Here is a 2,220-nt window from a genome sequence, read left to right as displayed (position 1 = left end):
CTCCTCGGCGGGCACCTCGGCCGTCGGCCTGACGCCCAGGGCCTCGGCCAGCTTGCCGCCGACCCCGAGGTTCGCCGGGCCGGAGGAGACACCTCCGACGGTCTTCGGGGCGGCGCCGCCCCGCGGCTCGCCGAACAGGTCCGACCCGGCTCCGCCGGAGCCGCCCGAGCCGAAGGAGATGCCGCCACCGCCGATCGAGCCGGGCAGTCCGCTCCAACTGCCGCCCCCGCCGGTGCGGATGCTCCCTGCGCCCCTGGAGAGGGCGTGCTCCTCGTCGGTGAGCAGCTGTTCGAACTGCGAGACCGGCCGCCCGTTCGCGTCCTTGACGGTGCCGTCCTCGGCGATGGTCCGGTCCTTGCCGAGCACCACCGGGTTGCCATTGGAGTCCCGCACCAGCGTGCCGTCGGGGCCGGTGACCGTCCCGTCGTCGTTCTTCTTCGAGCCCGGCGGCACCTTGAACGGCGCGCCCGAGCCGGTGCCCGTGCCGCCCGACCCGGTGGTGGAGCCTCCGGAGCCCGTACCGGGCTGGCCCACGACGGTGCCCGGCGGCACGGTCCGGGGCTTGCCGTCCTTGTCCAGCAGCGGCTTGCCGTCCTTGTCGACCAGCTGGCCCTTGTCGTTGACGCGGGTGCCGGGCGGGACCATCTGCGGCTTGCCGTCCTTGCCGAGCAGCGGCTTGCCGTCCTTGTCCAGCAGCGGGACCATGCCGGTCGTCCCGCCACCGCCGGTCCCGCCGATGCCGCCGGTCTTTCCGCCCTTGCCGCCGCCCGTCCCGCCGCCGGTGCCCCCGATCCCTCCGGTGCCGCCCCCGCCAGCGCCGCCCCCGCCAGCGCCGCCCCCGCCGGCGCCGCCGCCCCCGGTGCCGCCGATCCCCGGGGGCCCCTTGACGTCGGTCTTCGACCCGTCGCCGTCCTTGCCGTCCTTGCCGTCGGGGGTGGTCTTGGGCTCGACCTTGTCCTTGGGCAGGTCGAGCGTGACCGGCCTGATCGGGATCAGGAGCTTGCTCGCGTCGTCGTAGGCGTCGCTCAGGAGCCTCCCCGCGTTGGTCGCGGCCGAGTCGAGCTTCTCGGTGACCCAGTCGTTCCACTTCTTCTTCGCCGCGGCCTCCAGCTTCGCGACGAAGGCGTCCAGGGCTCCCTTGTCGACGCCCTTGTCGTTGGTCGCCAGGGTGACCCCGCCACCCGAGACCGTGGCGTCGGCCGAGAGGCTCCCGTCCTCGTAGCTGATCGTGGTGAGGGTGAGGACCGCGGTGAGGTCCTTGACCAGCTCGGTGAACGCGAAGTGCACGCACGTGTACGGCGAGGCGAAGCTGCCGCCCTTCGAGCCGTCGGTGTACTGCCAGTGCTCGCCCTTGGCGTCGCCCGTGGAGCTCAGCAGGTCGGAGTTCCCCATCCAGGGCTCGTAGCCCTGGTAGTACATGTTCGCCTGCTGCTGCTTCAGGGCGTCCCCGGCCGCCTTCAGCTTGGTGACGATGGGGTTGCTCGTGGACCCGTCCTTGGGCGGGTCCTTGGGCGCCTCCTTGGGCAGGTCCTTGTACGCGCCGAGATCGCCGCTGAGCCCGAAGTGCATGGCGATGAACTCGTTCTCCAGGCCGTACAGCACCTCCTTGAACCGGCCGGCCGCGCTGCCCTGGAAGTCGCTGTCCGAGCCGCCCACGTCGTTGAACCAGGCGTTCACCTTCCTCCGCTGCTCCACGAAGAAGGTGTCGACCTCGCCGATGATCCGTGCGGCGTCCCACAGCGTCGGGGGCGCCGTGACCTCGTTGCCGCTGCAGCTCCCCCAGATCGACGGGCCCATGATGTCGCCCGGGTTGGCCTTGAACCGGCTCCACGGGGTCGGCGTCTTGTCGTCGGGCTTGCCGTCCCAGAAGTGCCAGTCGCAGGTCACGCCCAGGATCGTGCTGTAGGTGCCGCCGCCTTCGACCAGGTACACCCACTCGGCCCACATGTCGTATCCGGCGTCGCCCTTGGCGATGCCGTTCTGGACCTTGCGCTTGTCGTTGTTGGCCTTGGTGTCCGTGTACAGGTAGCGGGCCTGGATCCACTGGGGGCCGGTCACGTCGGTGCGCTGCGCGACGTCGCTGTGGTCCGTCCCGGCGAACACCTTCAGCATCTGTTCCCAGGTGTAGTTCGTCTGGTCGGCCATGGTCATCCTCCGGGCGGAGTGGAACGGTTCTCGGGCAGCGGTGTGCCGTCGGCGCCGGCGGGCCGGGTGGCCCTC

At 71.3% G+C, this 2,220-nt stretch carries 1 pseudogene; it reads right to left on the bottom strand.

The features are described 5' to 3' along the window. A pseudogene (locus ACFU7Y_RS43200) lies at window positions 1-2,145 on the bottom strand (hypothetical protein); the annotation flags it as partial. Between the last annotated feature and the right edge of the window lie 75 nt (window positions 2,146-2,220).

The sequence above is a fragment of the Kitasatospora sp. NPDC057542 genome (genome assembly GCF_042801945.1).
In the GTDB taxonomy this organism is placed as follows: domain Bacteria; phylum Actinomycetota; class Actinomycetes; order Streptomycetales; family Streptomycetaceae; genus Kitasatospora.
This window is presented reverse-complemented; position numbering and strand designations above follow the sequence as displayed.